This is a genomic window from Pseudonocardia xinjiangensis (assembly GCF_050948425.1).
Lineage (GTDB): Bacteria > Actinomycetota > Actinomycetes > Mycobacteriales > Pseudonocardiaceae > Pseudonocardia > Pseudonocardia xinjiangensis.
This window is the reverse complement of sequence record NZ_CP192009.1, coordinates 5,273,664-5,292,553: the sequence shown is the minus strand read 5'-3', so window position 1 is coordinate 5,292,553 and position 18,890 is coordinate 5,273,664. Positions and strand designations below refer to the sequence as shown.

Annotated in this window: 13 protein-coding genes; 10 read left to right on the top strand and 3 right to left on the bottom strand. The window is 73.1% G+C overall.

What is annotated here, in order from left to right:
- Window positions 1-30 precede the first annotated feature (30 nt).
- The 4 genes from ACQPZA_RS25040 to ACQPZA_RS25025 all read left to right on the top strand — a co-directional run bounded on the left by ACQPZA_RS25040 (window position 31) and on the right by ACQPZA_RS25025 (window position 4,341).
- Window positions 31-1,185 carry a serine hydrolase domain-containing protein gene (locus ACQPZA_RS25040; protein WP_433274291.1) on the top strand — a complete coding sequence of 385 codons (1,155 nt, stop codon included), beginning with the start codon at window positions 31-33 and terminating at the stop codon, window positions 1,183-1,185.
- Window positions 1,186-1,296: 111 nt separating this feature from the next.
- Complete coding sequence (locus ACQPZA_RS25035) at window positions 1,297-2,124, top strand: fumarylacetoacetate hydrolase family protein (RefSeq protein WP_433274289.1); 828 nt, start codon at window positions 1,297-1,299, stop codon at window positions 2,122-2,124.
- An 8-nt stretch (window positions 2,125-2,132) separates the two neighbouring features.
- Window positions 2,133-2,861, top strand: a complete 729-nt coding sequence (locus ACQPZA_RS25030) for a maleylpyruvate isomerase family mycothiol-dependent enzyme (protein ID WP_433274287.1) — start codon at window positions 2,133-2,135, stop codon at window positions 2,859-2,861.
- A 40-nt stretch (window positions 2,862-2,901) separates the two neighbouring features.
- The gene (locus ACQPZA_RS25025; protein ID WP_433274285.1) at window positions 2,902-4,341 is read left to right on the top strand and encodes an RNB domain-containing ribonuclease; all 1,440 of its coding nucleotides are present in this window, start codon (window positions 2,902-2,904) and stop codon (window positions 4,339-4,341) included.
- Between the two features lie 19 nt (window positions 4,342-4,360).
- Here the strand turns inward: ACQPZA_RS25025 and ACQPZA_RS25020 are convergent, their stop codons facing one another.
- Window positions 4,361-4,924, bottom strand: a complete 564-nt coding sequence (locus tag ACQPZA_RS25020; protein ID WP_211174377.1) for a nitroreductase family protein — start codon at window positions 4,922-4,924, stop codon at window positions 4,361-4,363.
- A gap of 85 nt (window positions 4,925-5,009) precedes the next feature.
- Here ACQPZA_RS25020 and ACQPZA_RS25015 point away from each other — a divergent pair, with 85 nt between their 5' ends.
- Entirely contained in the window at window positions 5,010-6,146 is a 1,137-nt protein-coding gene (locus ACQPZA_RS25015) for a glutamate-cysteine ligase family protein (RefSeq protein ID WP_433274283.1), read from the top strand.
- 204 nt (window positions 6,147-6,350) lie between these two features.
- Here ACQPZA_RS25015 and ACQPZA_RS25010 read toward each other — a convergent pair whose 3' ends face one another.
- Both ACQPZA_RS25010 and panB read right to left on the bottom strand, forming a co-directional pair.
- Window positions 6,351-7,406, bottom strand: a complete 1,056-nt coding sequence (locus tag ACQPZA_RS25010) for a class I SAM-dependent methyltransferase (RefSeq protein WP_433274281.1) — start codon at window positions 7,404-7,406, stop codon at window positions 6,351-6,353.
- Between the two features lie 285 nt (window positions 7,407-7,691).
- On the bottom strand, window positions 7,692-8,585 hold the full coding sequence (gene panB, locus ACQPZA_RS25005; protein WP_433274279.1) for a 3-methyl-2-oxobutanoate hydroxymethyltransferase: 894 nt from the start codon (window positions 8,583-8,585) through the stop codon (window positions 7,692-7,694).
- A gap of 200 nt (window positions 8,586-8,785) precedes the next feature.
- Here panB and ACQPZA_RS25000 point away from each other — a divergent pair, with 200 nt between their 5' ends.
- The 5 genes from ACQPZA_RS25000 (at window position 8,786) to ACQPZA_RS24980 (ending at window position 18,879) form a co-directional block, all read left to right on the top strand.
- Window positions 8,786-10,345 carry an alpha/beta hydrolase gene (locus tag ACQPZA_RS25000; protein WP_433274277.1) on the top strand — a complete coding sequence of 520 codons (1,560 nt, stop codon included), beginning with the start codon at window positions 8,786-8,788 and terminating at the stop codon, window positions 10,343-10,345.
- 229 nt (window positions 10,346-10,574) lie between these two features.
- Window positions 10,575-13,529 carry a BTAD domain-containing putative transcriptional regulator gene (locus tag ACQPZA_RS24995; RefSeq protein WP_433274275.1) on the top strand — a complete coding sequence of 985 codons (2,955 nt, stop codon included), beginning with the start codon at window positions 10,575-10,577 and terminating at the stop codon, window positions 13,527-13,529.
- A gap of 11 nt (window positions 13,530-13,540) precedes the next feature.
- Window positions 13,541-14,884, top strand: a complete 1,344-nt coding sequence (gene glnA, locus ACQPZA_RS24990; protein WP_169399987.1) for a type I glutamate--ammonia ligase — start codon at window positions 13,541-13,543, stop codon at window positions 14,882-14,884.
- A 65-nt stretch (window positions 14,885-14,949) separates the two neighbouring features.
- On the top strand, window positions 14,950-15,786 hold the full coding sequence (locus tag ACQPZA_RS24985; RefSeq protein ID WP_433274272.1) for a GNAT family N-acetyltransferase: 837 nt from the start codon (window positions 14,950-14,952) through the stop codon (window positions 15,784-15,786).
- Between the two features lie 81 nt (window positions 15,787-15,867).
- Window positions 15,868-18,879 carry a bifunctional [glutamine synthetase] adenylyltransferase/[glutamine synthetase]-adenylyl-L-tyrosine phosphorylase gene (locus tag ACQPZA_RS24980; RefSeq protein WP_433274270.1) on the top strand — a complete coding sequence of 1,004 codons (3,012 nt, stop codon included), beginning with the start codon at window positions 15,868-15,870 and terminating at the stop codon, window positions 18,877-18,879.
- The last annotated feature ends 11 nt before the right edge of the window (window positions 18,880-18,890 follow it).

Genomic DNA, 18,890 nt, shown 5'->3' with positions numbered 1-18,890 from the left:
GGACACATTCTCGACGGCGAGGAGCTGCCGGTGAGCTCGACCATCGACGCGGTGCTGCGCACGGCGGTCGACAGCGGAGCCCTGCCCCACGTGGTGGCGGTCGCGGCCGATCGCAACGGCGTGATCTACGAGGGTGCGGCGGGCTCCACCGTCGCCGGGGGCGACGACCCCGTGTCGCCCGGCACCCACTTCCGGATCATGTCGATGACGAAGATCGTCACCACCGTGGCGGCGCTGCAGCAGGTGGAGAAGGGCACGCTCGACCTCGACGCCCCCGTCGACACCTACCGGCCCGAGTTCGCCGACGTCCAGGTACTGGAGGGCTTCGACGGCGACACCCCCCGGCTGCGGCCGCCGGCGAGCCGCGCCACCGTGAAGCAGCTCGTCACCCACACCGCCGGGCTCAGCTACTGGTTCTGGAACGAGGACATCGCGCGCTGGCAGTCCGTGACCGGAACTCCCAATGTGCTCTCCGGCTCCACCGTGATCTTCACAGCGCCGATGGTGGCCGACCCGGGCACGACGTTCGAGTACGGGATCAACACCGACTGGCTCGGCAGGGTCGTCGAGGCCGCCGCCGGCGTGCCGCTCGACGTCGCGGTCAGGGACGGCATCACCGATCCGCTCGGGATGTCCGAGACGTCCTTCGCACCCGCGGACGAACAGCGGGCGAACCTCGTGGCGCTGCACGTCACGGGCGACGACGGCAGGTGGACCGGCATCGGGGAGGTCCTGCCCGCCTCGCCGGAGTACTACGCGGGCGGCCACGGCCTGCACTCCACACCGCGGGACTTCCTGACGTTCCAGCAGGCGCTCCTGCACGGCGGCACGTTCGAGGGCACCACGATCCTCCGGCGGTCCACGGTGGACGCGGCCTTCACGAACCAGATCGGTGATCTCGACTTCCCGGCGGCGATCGAGACGGCGGACCCCGCGTCGAGCTTCGGTTTCCACGCAGGTCCCGACAACAAGTGGGGCTACGGGCTGCTGCTCAACACCGCGGACGTCCCTGGTGGCCGCCGGGCCGGGAGCGGCGCGTGGGCCGGGTTGATGAACACCCACTTCTGGGTCGACCCCGCGGCCGGTGTCACGGGTGCGATCTACAGCCAGTTCCTGCCGTTCGTGCCCGAGGAGGCGCTGGGCGTGTATGCCGCCTTCGAGCGTGCCCTCTACGCAAGCCTCTGAGCTGTGATATCCCGGTTGGTGGAGTCCTGCGCCGGTGAAGGCCGCCCCCGATCGTGTGCCCGGCCCGGCGCTCGGCGAGACTCGCACCGTGACGACTGGTGAGGAGACGCGATGAGGCTGGCGACGATCCGGACGGCCACCGGGAACCGTGCGGTCCGGGTGGATGCGGATGCGGCCGTGGAGACGGGCGACGCCGACGTGCGTGCGCTGCTGGAACGGCCCGACTGGGCCGACCACGCGGCGGCCGCGGCCGGGCCGACGCACCCCCTCGACGGCCTGGACTACGCACCGTTGGTGCCGTCCCCCGAGAAGATCATCTGTGTCGGGCTGAACTACCGCGACCACGTGCGGGAGATGGGCCACGACATGCCCGAGTACCCCACGCTGTTCGCCAAGTACGCCCCGTCGCTGGTCGGTGCGTACGACGACATCGTGCTGCCCCGGGTATCGGAGAAGATCGACTACGAGGTCGAGCTGACCATCGTGATCGGCCGGTCGGTGCGGCACGCCACCCCGGAGCAGGCGGAGGCGGCGATCGCCGGCTACACCGTGCTCAACGACGTGAGCGTGCGCGACTACCAGAACCGCACGTCGCAGTTCCTGCAGGGCAAGATGTTCGAGCGGACCACGCCGCTGGGCCCGTGGCTCGTCACCTCCGACGAGGTTCCCGACGGCGGCCTCGCGGTCAGCACCGTGCTCGACGGCGAGACGCTGCAGAGCTCCACCACGGACGAACTGGTGTTCTCCGCGGTCGACCTGGTCGTCTACCTGTCCGAGATCATCACGCTCAACCCCGGCGACGTGATCGCCACCGGCACCCCGGGTGGCGTGGGCCATGCCCGTAAGCCGCCGCGCTACCTCACCGACGGCGCCGAGCTCGTCACCACCGTCGCCGGGGTCGGGGAGTGCCGGAACACGTGTCGGCTCGAAAAGTCATGAGCAAGGTGATGAGCGCGGACACGGGCAACCGTGCGCTGACCAACAACCTGGCGTGGGCGGGTGACGGGGCAGCGCACCTGCGCGGGCTGATGACCCGGATGGGCGACGACGCCTTCGCGGCGCCGTCGGCCCTGCCGGGCTGGAGCCGGGCGCACGTGCTCACGCACATCGCACGCAACGCCGACGGGCTGATCAACCTGCTGACGTGGGCGCGCACCGGCGTCCCCACGCCGGCCTACGCCAGCCCGGAACAGCGCGACGCCGACATCGACGCCGGCGCGCGCCGCCCGCCGTCGGAGATCCGCGAGGACGTCCTCGCCTCGTCGGACCGGCTGGCCCAGGTCGTGCGGAAGATGCCGCGCGAGGCCTGGTCGGCTCGCGTGAAGGACGTGCGGGGCCGGGAGCTCCCCGCGTCGGACATCCCCTGGCTGCGGGCGCGGGAGATGTGGATCCACGCCGTCGACCTCGACGTCGGGGCGTCGTTCGCCGACCTCCCGGCACCGATGCTCGCCGAGCTGATCACCGAGGTGACGGCGACGATGGGGGACAAGGACGAGTGTCCAGGCCTGCACCTGGTGGCTCCGGAGTGCACCTGGACCACCCGCGACCGGCCCGACGCGATCACCGTCTCCGGCCCGGCCACGGAGCTGATCGCGTGGCTGCTCGGCCGTAGCCGGGGACGGCTGCTGCGCTGCTCGAACGGCGGGAAGCCGCCCACCCTGCCGCGCTGGCTCTGACGGGCAGCGGCCGGGCAGGTCGCGTGGCACGCTCCTGGGCGTGCCCGTGTCCTCGACGCGACCGCTGCGCGCCTCGCCCCTCTTCGCCGCCGTCCGTGCGGAGTTCGCGCTGCCGGTCGGGTTCCCGGCCGCGGTCCTCGCCGAGGCGGCCGCGGCCGCGGACCGCCCTCCCGTCGACGGGCCGGGCCGGGTGGACGCCACCGACCTGGAACTGGTGACGATCGACCCGCCCGGATCGAAGGATCTCGACCAGGCGCTCGGTGTCGTGCGGCGGGACCACGGTTTCCGCGTGCACTACGCGATCGCCGACCTCGGCCGGGTGGTGGTCCCGGGTGGGGCCCTCGACGAGGAGGCGCGCCGGCGGGGACAGACGATCTACCTTCCCGACGGGTCGGTGCCGCTGCACCCCCCGGTGCTGTCCGAGGCGGCGGCGAGCCTGCTCCCGGACGGCCCGCGTGCCGCGGTGCTGTGGACGATCGACCTCGACGACACGGCCGAGCCGGTGAGTGTCGACGTCCGTCGCGCCGTCGTCCGGTCGCGGGCCCGGCTTAACTACGCCGGTGTGCAGGCCGACGTCGACGCGGGCCGCGTGCACCCCGCCGTGGCCGCGCTGCCCGAGCTCGGCCCGCTGCGGCGGGCCCACGCGGTGCGGCGCGGGGCCGTCGAGCTGGAGCTGCCCGAGCAGGAGGTCGTGCCGGACGGCGCGGGGGGCTGGACGCTGCGGGCCCGGCGGCGGCTGGACGTCGAGGCGTGGAACGCGGAGATCTCGCTGCTCACGGGAATGGCGGCCGGGCGGATCATGCTGGACGCGGGGATCGGGCTGCTGCGCACCCTGCCCGCGCCGGAGCCACCGGCTCTCGAGACGTTCCGGCGTGCGACCCGGGAGCTGGGGTTCGCGTGGGCGCCGGGCGCGACCGCGGCCGAGGTACTGGCCGGCCTGCCCGCCGACGACCCGGCCGCGCTGGCGGTGCGCCGGGCCGCGACCACGTTGCTGCGCGGTGCGGGTTACGCGGCCTTCGACCGGGAGGCCGGCGTGCCGCCGCCCGACGACGCCGGTCACGGTGGGATCGGAGCCCCTTACGCCCACGTGACGGCGCCGCTGCGGCGGCTGGCCGACCGGTTCTGCACGGAGCTCTGCCTCGCGGTGACCGCGGGCGCGGAGCCGCCGGCGTGGGTGCGGGAGGCGCTGCCCCTGCTCCCGGACGTGATGGCGGAGTCCGACGCGTTCGCGGCGAAGGTCGACCGGGCCTGTCTCGACCGCGCCGAGGCCGCCCTGCTCGCCGGGTGCCTGGGGGAGGAGTTCGACGCCGTGGCGCTGCGCCCGGGTGGCGCGGAAGGCGAGCCCGGTGAGATCTACCTGCCCGACCCACCGGTGCTGGCCCGCTGCACGGGGGCGCTGACAGCGGGTGCCGTGGTGCGGGTGCGGTTGGTGGCTGCCGAGCCCGCCACGGGTCGGATCGAGTTCGTCGCCGTGAGCTGAGCCGCCCCGACCGCGGCGGCTAACCGAGCCAGGTGATGGGTGGGTCGACGGGCGGGCGAGGAGCCGGTTCGGGCCCCACCGGGGTGCCCAGGTACACCCAGCCCGTCACCTCCTCGCCGTCGACGAGCCCGAGGTGGGCCCGCACCTTCGGCGCCTCCCCGTACCAGCCGGTGCGCCACATCGCGCCGTGCCCGCGGACGTGCGCGGCGAGCACCACGCCGTACGCGGCACACGCCGCAGAGGCTCGCTGCTCCCAGACCGGAACCTTCGGGTGCGGGCGCGGCGTCCCGACCACCACGACGATCAACGGCGCACGCAGTGCCTTCGTCCGGGTGCGGCGCAGATCGGCGGGAGTGGCGTCCGGTTCGCGCTCGGCCTGGGCCGCGGCGAAGGCGTCGCCGAGCGCCTCGCGCGCCGTCTCCTCGATGACGATGAACCGCCAGGGGCGCAGGCGAGCGTGGTCGGGGGCCGCGCAGGCCGCGGTGAGGATCTCCTGTAGCTCGCTGCGTGGCGGGGCGGGCGCGGCCAGAGCGGCTCGCGAACGTCGATCACGCAGCACCGCCAGCGGGTCCGCACCGCTCACCGCCACCTCCGCTCCTCGTCCTGCAGATAAGGCTAGCCTCATCTTCACCAGATGTGGATCCGCAAGATCCGGGGGAGGACGATCGGTGCAGCCCACCACAGGCCCGACGACCAGGGTTTTCCGCTACGGCATCGAGCACGAGTGTGCGCTGCTTCACACCGACGGCAGCTTCGCCGACTACACCGACACCGCGTTCGACGAACTGCAGGTCGTCATCGACGCGCTCCCCGAGGACCCGGACGACTACCCCGATCTGCGCATCGGCGACCAGGGGATCAAGCGCAAGCGCTGGTACGTCGAGGGCTACGAGCGGTTCGACACCGACGGCCGGCTGGTGCGCTGCGACCCCAAGGGCATCGAGATCCGCACCCGCATCCACGACTCCGTGGACGGCGCCGTCGACGCCATCACGGCGGACGTCGCCACGCTCGACGGTGCCCTCGCCGCGTCGCAGCTGCGCAGCACCGTGATCGGCTTCAACCCGCTGCGCTCCGAGTACGTCATCGAGCCCCCGCTCAACGAGTGGGAGCGGCGCCACCGCCTCGACTCGCCGGAGGAACGCACCGCCCACCTGCACATGTCGACCTACGGGCCCGACCTGAACCTCTCCTGCGCCGACCTCGACCCCGCCGCCGTCGTCGACATCGGGCGCAAGCTCACCCACTACAGCCCCTGGCTGGTGCCGCTGTCGTTCTCCTCGCCGTTCCGCGACGGGGCGCCGTGGGGCGGCCTGTCGGCCCGCACCGCCATCCGTACCGGGCTGCGTCCGGCGGTGCTGGTGTTCCTGGGGGAGGACGACGAGCAGGTGGAGGCCGACCCCTCGCTCACGCAGGTGGCCCGGATCCCGGCCGAGGTCGGGCGGATCGAGTTCAAGGCCTTCGACGCCTGCCCCGACCCTGGCCTCTACGGGGAGCTGCTCAGCCTGCTCACCGGCCTCGTCCTGGACGAGACGCTGCCCGGACGGCGCACCACCCCGGACGCCGCGATGCACCAGCACGTCGCGGTCGCCGGGCTCGGCGACGACGAGGTGCACGCCGGCACCGGTGCCCTCCTCGACGCCGCGGGGGCCGCCCTCACCGGCCGCGCCGGCGACCTGGCTCGCCTGGAGCGGTTGCGGGAGCGCTGGGCGCGCCGGGAGAGCCCCGCCACGGCCATGCTCGCCAGGTACGAGGCCGGGGAACCGGTGGCGGGCGTGCGCCGCCGCGCCCCCCACCCCGCCTGACCCCCGCCCCCGACCCCGACCCCCGCGAGTCGCCCGTTCCGCGTGCGCGAGTCGCCCGCCCCGTCCCCGCGAGTCGCCCGGTTTGCATGCGCGAGTCGCCCGTTTCGCGTGCGCGAGTCGCCCGCCCCGTCCCCGCGAGTCGCCCGGTTTGCATGCGCGAGTCGCCCGTTTCGCGTGCGCGAGACGCGCACGAAGCGAGGCAACCTACGGCCTCGCCTCGAGGATGAGGTTGAACGGTGTCTCCGCAGCGCGCCGGATCCGGGTGAACCCGGCATCACGAAGGATCTCGGCAAGCCGCGCCTCGCCAGCCTGCGCGCCGAGTGCCGTGCGCGGTTCCTCCGTCATCGAGTGGGCGACGCAGATGACGGCGGACGCCCCGTAGTACAGGCGACCGACGGGGTTGAGGTTGTCCTCGACCCGGTCGTTGGCAAACGGCTCGACGAGCAGGAAGGTCCCGTCAGGCTTGAGCGACTCGCGGATATGCGTCGCCGCGCCCAGCGGATCGGGCATGTCATGCAGCGCGTCGAAGACAGCGACGAGGTCGTAGTCGGTGCCGGGAAAGTCGGCGGCGGTGGCCACGTCGAACGTCGCCCGGCCGCCCTGGCCCGCCTCGGCCATGTGCCTGCGCGCCTGCTCGATCGACGGGCGGTGGTAGTCGAAACCCGTGATCTCCGATCTGGGGTACGACTCGGCGAGCAGCAACGTCGACGCACCGTGCCCGCACCCGACGTCGGCGACCTTCGCGCCGGCCCGAAGCTTCTCGTCGACCCCGTCGAGCGCGGGAATCCACGAGGACACCAGGTTGGCGACGTAGCCGGGCCGGAAGAATCTCTCGGTCCCCTCGAACAGCGCCGGGTCGTGGTCGTGCCATGCGAAGCCGCCGTTCGTCCGCATCGCTTCGGTGATCCGTTCGATGTTCTTGGCGACCGCGACCGGGATGAGGAACGCCGCTGCGATCTGCATCCCGTCCGGTGATGCCAGCGCGAACGCCTGCTCCTCGGTGAGCGAGAACCGTCCGGTGGCGGGGTCGTAGGTGACGTAGCCGCCCGCGGCCTGTCCCTGGAGCCACTCGCGCATGTACCGCTCGCCGACGCCGGCCTCGGCGGCGACCTCGGCAGGAGTGCCCGGCATCACGGCGAGAAGCGACCGGTACAGACCCAGCCGGTCGCCGATCACGGCGCTGAGGGCCTGGTAGCTCCCACCGACATCGGTGACGAAGGTCCCGAGCAGCTCGTTCAGCTTGTCCTCGTCGACAGCCATGGCCGCACCCTTCCTGTCAGTGAACGCCGCCTGACCGGTTTCTGTGCACGTCCATTGCCGGAAAACGCGCCTGCTCCTGTCAAGCCCCCGGCGAAACCCCGTGGGAGATTCGGCCATCCGGAGGAGCCCGGAGCGGCAGGTACCAGCCACGCCGGCGACTCGCGCACGGGATCGGGGCGACTCGCGCACGGAATCCGGGCGACTCGCGGGGTGGGAACGGGCGACTCGCGGGGGTGGCTCACCGCACGGGCGCGGCCGCGGGGCCCCGCGCCCGTGCGGGAGGTCTCAGCTGTACGAGTGGGCGGCGTCGGGGTACTCCCCGCCGCGCACGTCGTCACTGAACCGCCGGGCGGCGTCCAGCAGGACTCCGCCCAGGTCGGCGTACTGCTTGACGAACCGGGGCTTGCGTCCGCGGTTCATCCCGGCCATGTCCGACCACACGAGGACCTGGGCGTCGGTGTCCGGGCCGGCCCCGATGCCGATCGTCGGGATCACCAGCTCGGCCGTCACGCGCTTCGCGACGTCCGCGGGCACCATCTCGAGCACCACGGAGAACGCGCCGGCCGCCTGCAGTGCCAGTGCGTCCTCGACCAGCCGCTCGCCCGCGTCCCCGCGGCCCTGGATCCGGAACCCGCCGAGTGCATGCTCGCTCTGCGGCGTGAACCCGAGGTGGGCCATCACCGGGATCCCGGCGCCGGCGAGCGCCTCGACCTGCGGGGCGAACCGCGCCCCGCCCTCGAGCTTGACGGCGTGCGCCCCGCCCTCCTTCATGAAGCGGAAGGAGGTGGTCAGGGCCTGCTCCGGGCCGATCTGGTAGCTGCCGAACGGCAGGTCGGCCACCACGAGTGCGGACGTCGTGCCCCGCACCACGGCCCGCACCAGCGGCAGCAGCTCGTCGACCGTCACGGGCAGCGTGTTGTCGTAGCCGTAGACGTTGTTGGCGGCCGAGTCACCGACGAGCAGTACCGGGATGCCGGCCTCGTCGAAGATCTCGGCGGAGTACATGTCGTAGGCGGTGAGCATCGGCCAGCGCTCGCCGCGCTCCTTGAGCTCGCGCAGGTGGTGGATCCGGGTGCGCTTGGGCCTGCCCGGTCCGGCTGCGGTCGGTCCCGAGCGGTACGGAGGTTGAACCTCGGTCGACGGGGTGGTGGGTTGCTCAGAGGCGAAATGCTGAGACATCGTTGTCCGTCCTCCCTCGAGGCCCGTTGCGGGTCCCCGGGTCGTCAGGTGCTGACGGGAGAAGCCTGACACCGCGCAGCGTCGCAGCAGCACGTCTGGGATGGAGTTCACACGGGTGTGGCGCGAGGTCGGGTGAGGTGTCGGGCGGCAGGAGATGCGCGACGGCGCCGCGCTGGCATGCTGTCGCGGTGCCAGCCCGCATGAGATCGACCACATTGGTCGCCGCCCTGTGCTCCGCCGGTCTGCTTCTGGTGGCGTGCACCCAGTCGACGACCGGTGCAGCCGGTCGGGGCGGCCCCGACCCGACGCAGCTGTCCCGCTTCTACGAGCAGAAACTCTCCTGGGGGCCGTGCGCCGACTTCGCGACGTCCGAGTCGGACCGCCCGACGTTCTCGGACCCGAAGTTCGACTGCGCCCGTCTCGAGGTGCCGCTCGACTACGCCGCTCCGGACGGTCCGACCGCGCAGCTCGCGATCCTGCGCCAGCGGGCGACCGGGCAGCGGATCGGCTCGTTGCTGGTCAACCCCGGTGGCCCCGGTTCGTCGGGGGCGAGCGCCGCTGCGTCGCTGTCGGGGCGGATCGGGCAGGGCCAGCTGAGCCAGCGCTTCGACCTGGTCGGGTTCGACCCGCGGGGCGTCGGGGCGAGCACGCCGACGATCGACTGCCTGGACGACGCCGAATGGGAGGCCGAACGCGCCGACCTGGACGTCGACCCGTCACCTGCGGGCGTGGAGCAGACGGAGTCGGAGAACCGGCAGTACGCGCAGCGGTGTGCCCAACGTTCCGGGGGAGACCCGGTGCTGGCGAACGTGGGCACCCGCGACGTCGTCCGGGACGTCGACATCCTCCGTGCGGCGCTCGGTGACCAGAAGCTGAGCTACCTCGGGTACTCCTACGGCACGCGCATCGGCTCGGCGTACGCCGAGGCGTTCCCGCAGAACGTCCGGGCGTTGGTGCTCGACGGTGCCCTGGACCCGACCCAGACCACCGCTGATCGCACCGTGAAGCAGAACGCGGGCTTCCAGCAGGCCTTCGACGCCTACGCGGCCGACTGCGCGAAGCGACCGGACTGCCCGCTCGGCACCGACCCCGCCAAGGCCACAGCGGCCTTCCAGGCGCTCACCCGGCCGCTGATCGACGCCCCCGCGCGGGCCGAGAACGGCACCCGCACCCTGTCCTATCCGGACGCGGTGACGGGCACGATCCAGGCGCTCTACCTGTCGCAGCTGTGGCCGGCGCTGTCCCGTGGGCTGTCCCTGCTCGCATCCGGTGACGGCACGATCCTGTTGCGGCTGGCCGACCTCTACAACGGTCGCGGCGCGGACGGCCACTACGGCAACGACATCGAGGCGTTCGTCGTCATCAGCTGCGTGGACGAGGAGCGGATCACCGACCGCGCCCAGCAGGCCGACCTGATCCGGCGCGCGAACGAGGCCGCCCCGTTCCGGGACGACGGCCGCGGCGTGGTGGCGGCGCTCGACCCGTGCGCGTTCTGGCCCGTCCCGCCGACGAGCCAGCCGCACGTCCCGCAGGTGCAGGGTCTGCCGCCGACGCTCATCATCTCCACGACGGGGGACCCGGCCACTCCGTACCAGGCGGGTGTGGACCTGGCGAAGGCGTTGAACGGGAGCCTGCTCACCTACGAGGGCACGCAGCACACGGTGGCCCTGCAGGGTGTGCCCTGCGTCGACGACGCCGTCACGAAGTACCTGATCGACGGCACGCTGCCCCCGCCCGGCACGGTCTGCCGCGCGAGCTGATCACGGGGCGCGGCTGACCGCGGGCGGAACGGTGATTGACAACCCCCCACGACTGGCAATCACCGATCCGCCGCACCGATACCCCATTCGTGCGAACGGCGCAGACAGAACGTCACAGTCCCCGTCATCTCGCCGTCCCTACGCTGTCCTTCCGTAGGTGTCCGACGCGATCAGTGTCCGGTCGGCTACTGGCGGTAGCATTTCGCGCAGGACGTGCCGGGGGAGAAGCATGGCGTTGGAGTTCCGCGTGCTCGGAACGCTCGAAGTCACGAGCGACGGGGGCAGGGTGAGCCTGCCGAGCACCCGGCATCAACGGGTGGTCGCGGCGTTGCTGCTGGCGCCCAACTCGGTGGTGCCGGTCTCGAAGCTGGTCGAGGCGGTCTGGGACGACGAGCCGCCGGCAACCGCCGTCAAGCAGGTGCAGAACTGCGTGTCGGTGCTCCGGGAGCGCCTGGGCGGCGGGAGCCGGGTCATCGTCACCGACGGGCCCGGCTACCGGATCGTCGTCACCGAGGACCAGCTGGATCTGATGCGGTTCCACCGCGGGCTGTCGGAGGCGCGCCGTCTCGCCGCGGAGGGCAGGCTCGCGGACGCGGTGCGGGAGGCGCGTGCGGGGCTGGGGCTGTGGCGCGGCTCCGTGCTCGACGGCATCCACATCTCCGTGCTCACCAACAGGGTCACCCTGCTGAACGAGCAGCGGCTCGGTGCCGTCGAGCAGTGCGTCGACTGGCAGCTCGAGCTGGGGGAGCACCGCGAGGTCGCCGCCGAGCTGATGGAGCTCGTCGCCGAGCACCCGCTGCGCGAGAAGCTGCACGCGCAGCTGATGCTCGCGCTGAACCGGTGCGGACGGCAGGCCGACGCGCTGCAGGTCTTCCACGAGCTGCGCATCCGGCTCGTCGAGGAGCTCGGCATCGATCCCGGCCGCGACGTGCTCCAGCTCCACGAACGCATCCTCGCCGGTGAGCCACGGCCACCCCGGGCGGCGCCCGGTCCACCGGCCGCCGAGGCAGGGCATGACCCGGTGGACGACGCGCCGGCGCCCGTCGCCGCCGTTCGTGACGACCGGCTCGACAGGGCGGTCCGCGAGCTGGCGTCGGCGATCTCCCGGCAGTGGACGGTCGAGGTCGAGATGCGATCGCTGAACCGGCCCGAACCGGTCCCGCTCCGATGGTCGAGCACCGGACGGCAGGTGGCCGCGGTGGCCTCCGCCGTGCTGGGTGCCGGAGCGGACGGCGACCGGCCCGACTGCCTGGGTCTGAGCGGTGGTCTCGACGACGTGGTCGAGCAGTTCCGCAAGCTCCCCACCCGTCAGCTGGTGGTGCTGGGAGAGCCCGGGGCCGGCAAGTCCGTGCTGGCGATCCTGCTCACCCTCGGGCTGCTCGCCGAGCTCCGGCCCGATGACCCGATCCCGGTGCTGCTGCCGTTGGCCTCGTGGAACCCCCACGAGGAGCACCTGCACGCGTGGCTGGCCCGCAGGCTCGTCGAGGAGTACCCCGCACTGGCCAACAGGTCCGCCTACGGTCCGGACGCCGCAACCCGGCTGGTTCTCGAGGGCCGGGTCGTCCCCGTGCTCGACGGCCTCGACGAGACGCCACCGGCGTTGCACGCCGCGGCGATCGACGCCCTCGACCGGGCGGTGGCGGGTGGCCGCCCGGTCGTGGTGACCTGCCGAAGCACCGACTACGAGCTCGCGGTGAACCAGGCGGGCTCGATGCTGGCCAGAGCCGCCGTCGTCGAGATCGAACCGGTCGGGGTCGACGACGCCATCGCCTTCCTCACCGCACGCAGGCGGCTCGGCGAGACGCGCTGGCAGCCCGTCGTGGATCACCTGCGCCGCCACCCGGCCGGGGTGCTGGCGCAGGCACTCGGTACCCCGTTGATGGTCGACCTGGCCAGGACGGCCTACGCCCATCCCGCCTCTGACCCTGCTGATCTCTGCGACACCACCCGCTTCCCCGACCGGGGCACGGTCGAGCGCCACCTCCTCGACGCCTACCTGCCCGCCGTCTACCGGCAGGCGCCGGCACCGCCCGGCCAGGACGACCGGCCGGCGTCCGCACGCAGCTACGACCCGGTCAGGGCCGAGCGGTGGCTCACCTTCCTCGCCCGGCACGCGCATCGGCTGCCGGCCGGGGACCTGGCCTGGTGGCAGCTCGACAAGGCGGTTCCCCGGCCGGTCAGCAGCCTCTACCTCAGCCTTCCCGCCGCTGTGCTGTTCGCCGTGGCCGGCTGGCTCGCCGGTGGCCCGGTGATCGGGCTGATCTACGGTCTCGCGTTCGCCGGGGCAGGGTGCCTGGCACACGCGGTCGGACGCCGACCCGGGCCCCAGCGCGTCGAGTTCCGGATCCGGGGCACGACGCGGAGATTCCTGAGCAGGTTCGCGATCGGTGTCGTGATGGCGGTCAGCCTGGGACTCGGCTGGTCGCTGTCGGTCGGATTCGTCCTCCTGCTCGCGGTGGTCTTCGGTCTCGCCGTGGGAGTCCACGTCTGGCTGGACACCCCGGTCGACGCGAGGCGCGTGTCCAGCCCTGCCAGCGTGCTGAGGAACGACCGGGTCGCGGCCCTGTGGTTCTCCCTGTCGTTGACGGTGTCGCTCGGCCTGTTCTACGGGATGGCCTACGCCTTCACCCGTGAGGTCCGGTTCATCGACGTGCTGGGCGGTCGCTTCGACTTCGCACTGGTGCTCGCCGGCGGCCTGGCCGCGGCGCTGCTCGGCCGTTTCCTGATGGGGAACACGGGAAGCGTGGCCTACGGGCTCGCCGGTGCGGTGGTCGGTGGTCTGGTCTTCCCGCGCGCGCCGAACCCGTCCAGCGCTGTCGCGGTCGGCATCATGTTCGGGCTCGCGGTCGGTCTCGCGACGGGCCTGTCCCGGGCGTGGGGGTACTCGGTCCTCACCCGCCTGTGGCTTGCGGTCCGGGGCCACACCCCGTTCCGGCTCCTGCGTTTCCTCGATGACGCCCACCGCCGTGGGGTGCTGCGACAGGTGGGAGCCGTCTACCAGTTCCGCCACCTCCGGCTGGAGGAACGTCTCTCCGACAGGGCGACCCAGGAAGCGGGGTCGAGCGCCCGGCGGAGGGCCGGCCTGCGGAAAGGCGCGCAACCTTCCGTGCCGAAGGGTGATCGTTCTCCCGATGTCGCAGCGACTGACCAGCGAGGAAACATGTCTGTAACGCGACCTTCCTAGGCTCGGCGCCCATGGACCGCCAGCAGGAGTTCGTGCTCCGCACACTCGAGGAACGCGACATCCGCTTCGTCCGCCTCTGGTTCACCGACGTGCTCGGTTATCTCAAGTCGGTGGCCGTCGCCCCGGCGGAGCTGGAGGGCGCCTTCGCGGAAGGCATCGGCTTCGACGGGTCCGCGATCGAGGGCTTCGCGCGGGTGTACGAGTCGGACATGGTCGCCCGGCCGGACCCGTCCACCTTCCAGGTGCTGCCGTGGGAGAGCCAGACCGGCGAGCACTACTCGGCCCGGATGTTCTGCGACATCGCCATGCCCGACGGCTCGCCGTCGTGGGCCGACCCGCGGCACGTGCTCCGGCGCGCACTCAGCAAGGCGGGCGAGGCCGGCTTCACCTGCTACGTCCACCCCGAGATCGAGTTCTACCTGCTGCGCGACCTGCCCGACGACGGCTCGGCGCCCACGCCTGCCGACAACGGTGGCTACTTCGACCAGGCCAGCCACGACGTCGCCCCGCACTTCCGGCGCAACGCGATCGAGACGCTCGAGTCGATGGGCATCTCCGTGGAGTTCAGCCACCACGAGGGTGGCCCGGGCCAGCAGGAGATCGATCTCCGCTACGCCGACGCCCTCACGATGGCCGACAACATCATGACGTTCCGCTACGTCGTGAAGGAGGTCGCGATCATGCAGGGCGTGAAGGCCTCCTTCATGCCGAAGCCCTTCTCCGCGCACGCCGGTTCGGCCATGCACACGCACTTCTCGCTGTTCGAGGGCGACCGCAACGCCTTCCACGACCCGAACAACCCCTTCGAGCTCTCCGAGACGGGCAAGGCGTTCGTGGCCGGCGTGCTGCGCCACGCGCGGGAGATGAGCGCGGTCACGAACCAGTGGGTCAACTCCTACAAGCGCCTGATCACCGGCGGCGAGGCGCCCACCGCGGTGTCGTGGGGCCACGCGAACCGCTCGGCGCTGGTGCGGGTGCCGATGTACTCGCCGGGCAAGTCGTCCACCCGGCGGGTGGAGATCCGCACCCTCGACAGCGCCTGCAACCCCTACCTCGCCTTCGCCGTGATCCTCGGTGCCGGGCTCACGGGGGTGCAGAAGGGCTACGAGCTGCCCTCGCCCACCGAGGACGACGTCTGGTCGCTCACCGAGACCGAGCGCCGGGCGATGGGCTACGAGTCGCTGCCCCAGAACCTCACGGAGGCGCTCGGGGCCATGGAGCACTCCGAGCTCGTGGCGGAGATCCTCGGCGAGCACGTGTTCGACTTCTTCCTGCGCAACAAGCGGGCGGAGTGGGACGGCTACCGGCGCCAGGTCACCCCCTACGAGCTCGCCACGTACCTGCCCGTTCTCTGACCCGCGCCCGCGGGGGCGGCAAACCGGTCGCGACACCGGGCGGTGGCGCGGCAGGGTCTGCGCGCATGGAGATCGTTCTGCACGACGACGTCGAGACGTTCGCCCGGCTCGCCCGGCCGTTGCTCGCCGCCGACCCGGTCCGGCACACCGTCGAGCTCACCGTGCTCGACGGGCTGTGCCGGGGCGGCGGGCGCGCGGCAGCCCTGCTGACCGTGCACGAGGCCGGGGAGGTCGCGGGAGCCGCGTTGCAGACCCCCGGCCGCCCCGTCCTCGTCTCCGCCGTCCCGCCGGTGCATGCGGCGGCCGTCGAGGAAGCGCTCGCCGCCGCCGGCCCGGCCCTCGGTGCGGCGGGCCCGATCACCGAGGCCGAGGCGTTCGCCGCCGCGCACGTCACCCGCACCGGGGCCCGCGCACATGCCGAGCAGCGCACCCGGCTGTTCGTCCTGGACGAGCTCGTGGCACCGGTCGGGGTCCCGGGCGGTCCACGACGGGCCGACGAGCGTGACGTCGATCTGCTCGCCCGGTGGCGCCGGGCGTTCGCCGAGGACGACCGGGGTGCCTGGACGTCCCCGGAGACGCCCCGGGAGATCGTGCTCGGCTCGCTCCGCCTGGGCACGGGCGAGCTGCTGTGGGAGGTCGACGGCGCGCCGATCGCGCAGGCCACGGCGCGGCCGGTGGTGGCCGGGATGTCGCGGATCGGGCCGGTCTACACCCCGCCGGAGCACCGCAGGCACGGATACGCCGCGGCGGTGACGGCGGCCGCGTCCCGGTGGGCGCTCGACCAGGGCGCGCAGCGGGTGCTCCTGTTCACCGACCTCGCCAACCCGATCACCAACCGGCTCTACCCCCGCATCGGCTACCGCCCGCTCCACGACACCGTGGAGCTGCGCTTCGCCGCGTGACGTGCGGCGTCGCGTCGCCGCCCGCGATCGGACCGCATCTGGTCCCCACAGGTGGTGCCCGCTGCGGCAGGATCGTTCTCCGTGACGCGTACCGGTACCTCCCTCGCCCGCCTCGGGCTCACCGAGCCGTGGGCCGAGGCGACGCTCGGGGAGCTCGGCTGGTGGGTCGGGGACAAGCCGGCCGACGGCGCGGCGGAGATCATGTGGGCGCTGGCCCGCAGCCCCGACCCCGACCTGGCGCTGCGCACCGTCGAGCGGCTCGTCCAGTCCGCGTCCGACCGGAGCGCGCTCGACGCCGCGCTGCGCTCCGACGCCGGTCTGCGCGGGCGGCTGCTCGCGCTGCTCGGCAGCTCCACCGCGCTGGGCGACCACCTGGTCACCCATCCCGATCGGTGGCACCGGCTGGCGAGCGACGCTCCCGATGGCGGCGACCCGTGCGCCACGCTGCTCAGCGCGGTGGGGGCCGACCCGGCCGCGCCGCCCGCCGGCGCCCCGGGTGGGTCGGCCGCGACCCTCTCGGGGGCCGAGGCGATCAGCGCCCTGCGCACCGCCTACCGCGACGAGCTGCTCGTGCTGGCGGCCGCCGACCTCGGCGCCGTGGGGGAGCCCGAGCTGCCGGTCCTCCCCGTGGAGGACGTCGCCGCGCAGCTCGCCGACCTCGCCGCGGCGGCGCTGCAGGCGGCGCTGGCCGTCGCCGTCGGGGAGGCGGGCGACGCCGCGTCGGGCGAGCAGGCCGGCCGGTTGGCCATCATCGCGATGGGCAAGACCGGCGGCCACGAGCTGAACTACGTGAGCGACGTCGACGTGGTGTTCGTCGCTGAGCCCGCCGACCAGGCGACCACCCGCCTCGCGAGCCGCGTCATGCGGATCGCCGGGGAGGCGTGCTTCCAGGTCGACGCGAACCTGCGTCCCGAGGGTCGCCAGGGCGCACTGGTGAGGACGCTCGACGGGCACGTGTCCTACTACAAGCGCTGGGCGAAGACCTGGGAGTTCCAGGCGTTGCTCAAGGCCCGGCCCGTGGCGGGCGACCCCGAGCTGGGCGCCGCCTACGCCGAGGCGGTGGCTCCGATGGTGTGGAACGCCGTCGCCCGCGACGACTTCGTCGCCGATGTGCAGGCCATGCGCCGTCGCGTCGAGGAGCACATCCGGCCCGACCACGCCGAACGCGAGATCAAGCTCGGTCCCGGCGGCCTGCGCGATGTCGAGTTCGCCGTGCAGCTGCTCCAGCTCGTGCACGGCCGCACCGACGAGTCGCTCCGCTCACCCTCCACGCTGGACGCACTGGCCGCGCTCGCCGACGGCGGGTACGTCGGCCGGGAGGACGGTGCCAACCTGGCGGCGTCCTACCGGTTCCTGCGCCTGCTGGAGCACCGGCTGCAGCTGCAGCGAATGCGGCGCACCCACCTCCTCCCGGCCTCGGACGACACCGACGCCCAGCGGTGGCTGGCCCGCGCCGCGCGGCTGCGTCCGGACGGGCGCCGCGACGTCGTCGGCGTCCTCGTGGCGGAGTGGATGCGCAACGTGCGGCGGGTCCGCAGGCTGCACGAGAAGCTGTTCTACCGGCCGCTGCTGTCGGCCGTGTCCCGGATGTCCGCCGACACCGCGCGGCTGTCGGAGGCCGCGGCCGCGGCCCGGCTCGGCGCGCTCGGCTGGGCATCCCCGGAGGGCGCGCTCGGGCACCTGCGGGCGCTGACCTCCGGCGTGTCCCGGGCCGCCTCCATCCAGCAGACGCTGCTCCCGGTGCTGCTCGACGAACTCGCCCGCAGCCCCGACCCGGACCGCGGGCTGCTCGCCTACCGCCGCGTGTCCGAGGCGCTCGCCACCACGCCGTGGTATCTGCGGCTGCTGCGTGACGAGGGGCAGGTCGCGCAGCGGCTGATGCGGTTGCTCGGCACGTCGGCGCTGGTCCCGGACCTGCTGGTCCGCGCCCCGGAGGTGCTGCGGCTGCTCGCCGCGCCCACCGCCGGGCAGGCCGACGAGCTGGCCCGCGACCCGGCCGAGGTGGCCGCGTCCCTGCGCGCCACCGTCGCCCGTCAGAAGGACCCGGACGGCGCCGCCGCCACCGCCCGCTCGATGCGCAGGCACGAGCTGCTGCGCGTGGCGTGCGCCGACCTGCTCGGCGTGCTGCCGGCCGTGGAGGTGTGCGCGGCGCTCAGCTCGGTGTGGGCCGCCGTGCTGCAGGCCACCCTGGACTCGGTGGAACGCGCGATCAGCGAGGGTCCCGCGCCCGCACGCATCGCCGTGATCGGGATGGGCCGCCTCGGCGGCATGGAGCTCGGCTACAGCAGCGACGCCGACGTGATGTTCGTCTGCGAGGCCGTCGACGGCGCCTCGGACCACGACGCCGTGCGCTACGCCACCACCGTTGCGGAGACCGTCCGCAGGCGCCTGGCCTCGCCGAGCCCCGACCCGGCGCTCGTCGTCGACGCGGACCTGCGCCCGGAGGGCCGCTCCGGGGCGCTCGTCCGGACGCTCGGGTCCTACCGCGAGTACTACTCCCGCTGGTCGCACGCCTGGGAGGCGCAGGCCCTGCTCCGGGCCAGCGCCGTCGCGGGCGACGCGGACCTCGGCAGGCGGTTCCTCGAGATGGTGGACCCGATCCGCTATCCCGCCGACGGCATCGACGCGGCCACCGTCACCGAGATCCGCCGGATCAAGGCGCGTGTGGACGCCGAACGGCTGCCGCGCGGGGCGGACCGCACCACCCACACCAAGCTCGGCCTCGGCGGTCTCGCCGACGTCGAGTGGACCGTGCAGCTGCTGCAGCTGCAGCACGCGGGCGACATCCCGGAGCTGCGGACCACCTCCACCCTGGAGGGCCTGCAGGAGGCGAGCGAGGCCGGGCTGCTCACCGCCGAGGACGCCGCGGAGCTCACCGCGGGCTGGACGATGGCGACGCGGGCGCGCAACGCCGTCATGCTGGTGAAGGGCAAGCCCGGCGACCAGCTGCCGCGGTCGGGCCGGGAGCTCGCCGCCGTCGCCGTCGCCATGGGCTACCCGCCCGACGGCGACCCCGGCGTCTTCCTCGACGACTACCGGCGCACCGGGCGGCGCACCCGCGCCGTCGTCGAGCGCGTGTTCTACGGCTGGTAGGCGCTGCGAAA